6 protein-coding genes and 2 pseudogenes are annotated in these 6,048 nt (G+C 44.7%); 4 read left to right on the top strand and 4 right to left on the bottom strand.

The genetic code is table 11. The features are described from left to right. Positions 1–303: 303 nt before the first annotated feature. Positions 304–516 carry a transcription antiterminator/RNA stability regulator CspE gene (gene cspE / locus ACQEXT_RS18915; RefSeq protein WP_138971153.1) on the top strand — a complete coding sequence of 71 codons (213 nt, stop codon included), beginning with the start codon at positions 304–306 and terminating at the stop codon, positions 514–516. A gap of 84 nt (positions 517–600) precedes the next feature. Here the strand turns inward: cspE and ACQEXT_RS18920 are convergent, their stop codons facing one another. Then, complete coding sequence (locus ACQEXT_RS18920) at positions 601–1,122, bottom strand: DUF2058 domain-containing protein (RefSeq protein ID WP_138971152.1); 522 nt, start codon at positions 1,120–1,122, stop codon at positions 601–603. 229 nt (positions 1,123–1,351) lie between these two features. Here ACQEXT_RS18920 and speA point away from each other — a divergent pair, with 229 nt between their 5' ends. Both speA and speB read left to right on the top strand, forming a co-directional pair. Continuing rightward, positions 1,352–3,319 carry an arginine decarboxylase gene (speA, locus tag ACQEXT_RS18925; protein ID WP_426953192.1) on the top strand — a complete coding sequence of 656 codons (1,968 nt, stop codon included), beginning with the start codon at positions 1,352–1,354 and terminating at the stop codon, positions 3,317–3,319. Beyond that, positions 3,320–4,246 carry an agmatinase gene (gene speB / locus ACQEXT_RS18930; protein ID WP_426953193.1) on the top strand — a complete coding sequence of 309 codons (927 nt, stop codon included), beginning with the start codon at positions 3,320–3,322 and terminating at the stop codon, positions 4,244–4,246. A 73-nt stretch (positions 4,247–4,319) separates the two neighbouring features. On the opposite strand, the gene ACQEXT_RS18935 is transcribed toward speB, so the two are convergent. After that, positions 4,320–4,676, bottom strand: coding sequence for an AraC family transcriptional regulator (locus ACQEXT_RS18935; protein ID WP_240800879.1), 357 nt, complete (start codon positions 4,674–4,676; stop codon positions 4,320–4,322). A 57-nt stretch (positions 4,677–4,733) separates the two neighbouring features. Between ACQEXT_RS18935 and ACQEXT_RS18940 the strand changes: the two are divergent. Continuing rightward, positions 4,734–5,017: pseudogene (locus ACQEXT_RS18940) on the top strand (IS5/IS1182 family transposase); the annotation flags it as partial. 147 nt (positions 5,018–5,164) lie between these two features. Here ACQEXT_RS18940 and ACQEXT_RS18945 read toward each other — a convergent pair. Both ACQEXT_RS18945 and ACQEXT_RS18950 read right to left on the bottom strand, forming a co-directional pair. Next, positions 5,165–5,548 (bottom strand): hypothetical protein, encoded by a 384-nt coding sequence (locus tag ACQEXT_RS18945; protein WP_171052139.1) that lies wholly within the window; start codon positions 5,546–5,548, stop codon positions 5,165–5,167. Next, positions 5,545–6,048 (bottom strand): annotated as a pseudogene (locus ACQEXT_RS18950) (hypothetical protein); the annotation flags it as partial. The pseudogene ACQEXT_RS18950 and the gene ACQEXT_RS18945, both read right to left, overlap by 4 nt.

The raw sequence follows: 6,048 nt of genomic DNA on the forward strand, positions 1-6,048 counted from the left end.
AGATTTTTTCTTAGGTTGTCGTTATACTCAATTAAAGCCCTCAATGAGGGCTTTAATATCAATGTGAACAAAAAATAACCAACTTTAGCAAAATATCTCTTTACAACCGTGTGGAATAAGGTAAGATTTATTCGCTCTGCAATTCAGAGTTATTAGTGAAACTGCAAGTCAAAAGTAAATCCTTAGAATTCCTGCGTTACCGGCGTTATCCTCTGTGTTTCCCTTAGCTTCATTGTTACATTAAATAGTTCAAATTTTCAGCGCATAAACGAAGATTAATTCAATTTATATAAGGGACAGATTATGTCTAACAAAACTACTGGTATCGTTAAATGGTTCAACGAAGAGAAAGGCTTCGGTTTCATCACTCCTGAAAACGGCGGCGCTGACGTATTCGTACACTTCCGTGCAATCGCTTCTGAAGGTTTCAAAACTCTGAAAGAAGGTCAACACGTATCTTTCGAAGTTGAACAAGGTCAAAAAGGCCCACAAGCTGCTAACGTTGTAGCTGCTTAATTTTAGATTGACCTTAGCGTCATCTATTTAAGATTTAAAAAAACCAGCCCTAGTGGCTGGTTTTTTATTTGTCGGTATTTTGCTCTACCACATCAAATCATCTGGCACGACAAAATCAGCGTATGGATCATCTTCTGCTGGAAGGTCTTCAGCTGGCGCATTCTGCTCAATGATCGCACTCTCATCACGCAATGCAATTTTCTTGGCGACACTGCTAGGAATCACAACGTAAGACTCTTCACTACGCGCAATAGACAAGATCCCTTTTGCCAGTTGATCACGAACTAAAGACTCAACATAAACAGATTTTACTAACGTGCCATCGGTAAAGTTGTACTTGATGTCACCGTCTTTAAGATCGATTTTATTCATCTCGATCAACTGTTTAATTTGCGCCTGAATTTCTTTGCTCAAGCGTTGCTCTTTCTGTTCATTGCTCAGCGCTTTATCACGTTCTTGTTGCTGACGTTTATTCTCTTCAACCGCAGCTTTGACTTCACGTGCTTGAACACGCGATTTTTTAGAACCTTTCTTCGCTTTTTTAAGCTTTTTCTCGTTCACCAAGCCCGCTTTTAGCATTTGCTCTTGGAGTGTTAATTTTGCCATGTTTCATCCAACACTATTCAATTTGTGCCCATTTTAGCGGTTCAACCTAGCCAAATAAAGGTTAGTCTTGTGATTGAATTTCACTAAGTCCAGATAAAGGCTCTAATATAACTCACAGAGTTCATATCCAATCGTGGCGACAAAATTGTTTTGTTAGACTCAAGCTAATATTTATCCGTTAATGCGCTCGACACGACGGCTTTTAACCCTATCCAGCCCCGTATCAGGTATGATTTCAGGCCATTCTGAATCATGTTTTTTTATCTCTGTCTTTGTGAGATTTGATGTGGAAAACATTTCCAAACTTGACCGTGTTCGCGCTGATTACAATGTTCACTACTGGAGCCAAGGCTTCTATGGTATCGACAATCAGGGTGAGGTGTATGTATCACCTCGCAGCGATAACGCGCACCAAATTCCATTGAGTAACATCGTTTCGCAGCTAGAGCAAAAGCAACTCAACCTGCCAGTACTAGTTCGATTCCCACAGATTTTGCACCAACGCGTGCATGGTATTTGCCAAGCGTTTAACCAAGCGATTGAAGAAAACCAATACCAAAATAACTATTTGTTGGTTTATCCAATTAAGGTTAACCAGCAAAAAGAAGTTGTTGACGAAATCCTGGAAAGTCAGGCTCAGTTGGAAACAAAACAACTTGGTCTTGAAGCTGGCAGTAAGCCTGAATTGCTCGCTGTACTCGCACTGGCGCAAAAAGCCAGCTCAGTGATCGTATGTAACGGTTACAAAGACAGAGAGTACATCCGCCTTGCCCTGATCGGCGAGAAACTGGGTCACAAAGTATTTATCGTACTAGAGAAGCTTTCTGAGCTTGATTTGGTACTAAAAGAAGCTGAAAGTTTAGGCGTTAAACCACGCCTAGGTCTCCGCATCCGACTCGCTTCACAAGGAGCGGGCAAATGGCAATCAAGCGGTGGCGAAAAATCGAAGTTCGGCTTAGCCGCTTCTCAAGTATTGACCGTTATCGAACGCCTAAAACAGGAAGATCAGCTAGATGCAATGCAACTGGTACACTTCCACCTTGGCTCGCAAATGGCTAACATTCGCGATATCCGCAATGGCGTTAATGAGTCTGCTCGCTTTTACTGCGAACTGCGTGCTATGGGGGCTGGCATCAAATACTTCGACATTGGTGGTGGTCTAGCGATTGATTACGATGGCACTCGCAGCCAATCGTCAAACTCGATGAACTACGGTCTGATCGAGTATGCTCGCAACATCGTGAGCACTGTGGGTGACGTATGTCAGCAGTATGAACAGCCAGTTCCTGTTATTATTTCAGAGTCAGGTCGTTCTTTAACTGCTCATCATGCGGTATTGATCACGAACGTTATTGGTACGGAAGCGTATCATCCAGAGCATGTGGTTGCACCCGATGCACAAGACCCAACTTTGCTACAAAATATGTGGCGAAGCTGGGAAAACCTCCAAGATGGCAGCGATGCACGAGCTCTGATCGAGATCTATAACGATACTCAAAGTGACTTAGCAGAAGTGCATTCTCAGTTTGCGACTGGTGTACTGAATCTTCAGCAACGTGCATGGGCAGAGCAGCTTTCGCTTCGAATTTACTTCGAACTAAGCCGCCAAATGAGCAATAAAAACCGCTTCCATCGCCCAATTCTGGACGAGCTGAACGAACGACTAGCGGATAAGTTCTTTGTCAACTTCTCGCTGTTCCAGTCTCTACCGGATGCTTGGGGTATCGATCAAGTCTTCCCTATTCTGCCTCTATCAGGTTTGGAAAATGTGGAAGACCGTCGCGCGGTCATGTTGGACATCACCTGTGACTCAGATGGTGCAATTGAACAGTACGTTGAAGGTCAAGGCATCGAAACTACCTTGCCAGTGCCCGCTTGGAACAAAGACAAACCATACTTAATGGGCTTTTTCCTCGTTGGCGCGTACCAAGAGATCCTTGGTGATATGCACAACCTATTTGGTGATACTCACAGCGCGGTTGTCACGGTTGACGACACGGGCAACACGGTCATTGAGCGTATAGACGTGGGTGATACCGTTGAGGACATGATGCGTTACGTTCATATCGACGTCGATAAGATTCGTAACCACTATCGTGAACTGGTTGCCGAGCGCGTAGAAGCGAGCGAGCAGAAAACCGTTCTAGAAGAATTAGAAGGTGGCCTAGCGGGTTACACCTATTTAGAGGATTTTTAAATGAATGATTTGTTCACTAAGACTGATTATTCACTCTACTCAAACTCGATGAGTTTTATGCGCAAGCCGTACCTGCGCAACCCTGTTTCAGCCGACGCCGATTTGGTGGTATTCGGTGTGCCGCTAGATATGGCGACATCAGGTAGACCAGGTGCACGTATGGGGCCGGATGCGATTCGTCGCGCGTCAGTCAATCTGGCTTGGGAAGGCAAAAAGTTCCCATGGAACTTCAACGTCTTCGACCGTGCGAAAGTTATCGATGCGGGCGACTTAGTGTTTGATTGTGGCGATGCTGAAGACTTCACTTACCGTTTAGAAGCGGCAACCAGTGAAATCCTAAAAAGCGGCAAGACCATGTTAGCTTTGGGTGGCGATCACTTCATCACTTTGCCGATTTTACGCGCTTACGCGAAACATCACGGAGAGATGGCTCTGATCCACTTTGACGCACATACCGATACTTATGCTAACGGCAGCAGCTATGATCACGGCACCATGTTCTATCATGCGCCAAACGAAGGGCTGATTTCACCGAAGCATTCGGTTCAGATCGGTATCCGTACTGAATACAAACAAGATGGTCACGGCTTCAACGTTATCAATGCGATGGAAGCGAACGATCTGAGCACAGAGGACATCGTAGCACGTGTTCGTGACATCATTGGTGATAAGCCAGTGTATGTAACGTTTGATATCGACTGTCTCGATCCAGCCTTCGCTCCAGGTACAGGAACACCCGTTTGTGGCGGTCTGAACTCAGATAAAGTGTTGAAGATTCTACGTGGTTTAGCTGGCATCAACGTTGTTGGCATGGACGTAGTGGAAGTCTCTCCACCTTATGACCAGAGTGACCTTACAGCGCTTGCAGGAGCAACCATTGCTCTTGAACTGATGTACGTATGGGCTTCTAATCGCGAAAGCGAATAATCTTAAAGCTCATCCATTTATCGACCAAATGCCAGCATTTTTGCTGGCATTTGTTCTATCTGTGCCGCTAGATTTATGCTCTGAAGTGTTGGGGAGTTGTTCCTGTCCAGCGTTTAAATGCTCGACGAAAATTAGCGCTATCACTGTAGCCAAGGCGAAACGCAATCTCTTCTACCGTTAAACGCGTCCCAACCAGATACTCTTTAGCCAGATCGGCACGCACTTCATTCAAAAGCTGCTGATAACTCGTGCAGCACTGTTCCAAGTGCCGTCTCAACGTTCTCTCAGAACATCCGAACTGAACCGCAAGCCGCTCGGCATCAAACCGCAGTACTAACTCATCCTGATTGAACTTCACCTGACAAGCAAAGCGCTGCTGATACTGGCGGTGATATTCAGGAGCAGCGTAAGGGAGGTGAATCGCTGTCACATTAAGCTCGCGTCCCGTTAGCCCCAAGAACAGAAAGGCTATAGAGCTAAGGAAGTACTCATCCCTCCTAGAGAAGGGGCTGCCTTCTGGGAGAGTGGCCACCCTAGGAATTTAGCGGTAGGTTGCCAAAAGCTCTACGGCTCCAACAATAAGTGGAAAAAGCAGTACGGCTATCATAAACGCTCACTATCAGAGACAGCAATGTATCGAGTTAAGCAGTTGTTCGGTGGGCGATTAAGTCTGACAAACTACAATGCTCAGGTTGGTGAAACTTACGCCATGATAAAAGCGTTAAACAAGCTCACAGGACTAGTATGCCCGAAACGATGGTGATCGCCTAACATTTAGTCATGTTAGGCGTGTTTTTAACTGAAATCGAATTAGGAAACAAAGCCGATTTTTATCTAAATCATCAGGGGATTCCTCAGAGCGGAACATCCAATAGCTCGAAGACCGAGTCGAAAACATGACAAGTGCTTGTATCAAAGTTAAATACCAAGCAATTTTTCAATAAAAGTTGAAAATATAATTCCTATATAGCTCCACATACCTAAAGCATTAACCCACATAAACACTTTAAATTTCGTTGATTTGGTTGTTGAACGCTTACGTATGAATGGGTATTTAACCCAATAATCAAAGCAACGGCTACCAATCTCCCAAGACAATTGATATTTAGGACGCATATAACCATTGTGGTCATAATACTTATCAAGATCTTTCGCTAACTGCTGATCAATAAAAATTATATGTTTTAAACTACCTAAGCTAACAACTGCACTCATAAAGACAGCTGGCACAGACCAAACAATGGCATAAGCAGAAAGCAAACCAACAACAATAGTTTCAAGATCTTTAAGAACCTCAATCACAGAAAATCCTCACCCCATTCATAAAGTTCGATTGTCTTTTCATACATGATATCTCCAATCGCTTTGCCAGTTGTTGCTCCAACGACACCGCCAACGGCCCCACCAACAACCGCTCCACCGATGGCAGCAAGAGCAAGTATCGGAGTTGAGGCCGTTACACCAACAGCAAGCACAAATAGACTAACACCAACTGTTCCGCCCTTTAGGCCTCCATACCAGCCACCAATAAACCCAACGACTTCACGAGTTGTTGTCTTGCCACACTCGCCAGTACCATCCACCTTGCACGCTTCGAAAATGTTATCGACACCGCTAACGGCCCCCACAAGTAAACCAACATAACCCACACCTCTGGCGGCAGAAATTCCAAGAGCAATATTACCAATCCGCTTCCCTAATTCTTTTACAAAGCCGGTCTTGAGAATTTCATCCGCATTGTGAACGACTGATTTAGTGGATAGCTTTAGATTGCGCTTGATTTGCGTGTAGATGGGCAATTG

Source organism: Vibrio sp. TRT 29B02 (genome assembly GCF_050113655.1).
In the GTDB taxonomy this organism is placed as follows: domain Bacteria; phylum Pseudomonadota; class Gammaproteobacteria; order Enterobacterales; family Vibrionaceae; genus Vibrio.

Bases quoted from the DNA above. Each gene is read 5' to 3' on its own strand.
- cspE (WP_138971153.1), top strand. From the start codon at position 304: ATGTCTAACAAAACTACTGGTATCGTTAAATGGTTCAACGAAGAGAAA.
- ACQEXT_RS18920 (WP_138971152.1), bottom strand. From the start codon at position 1,122: ATGGCAAAATTAACACTCCAAGAGCAAATGCTAAAAGCGGGCTTGGTG.
- speA (WP_426953192.1), top strand. From the start codon at position 1,352: ATGATTTCAGGCCATTCTGAATCATGTTTTTTTATCTCTGTCTTTGTG.
- speB (WP_426953193.1), top strand. From the start codon at position 3,320: ATGAATGATTTGTTCACTAAGACTGATTATTCACTCTACTCAAACTCG.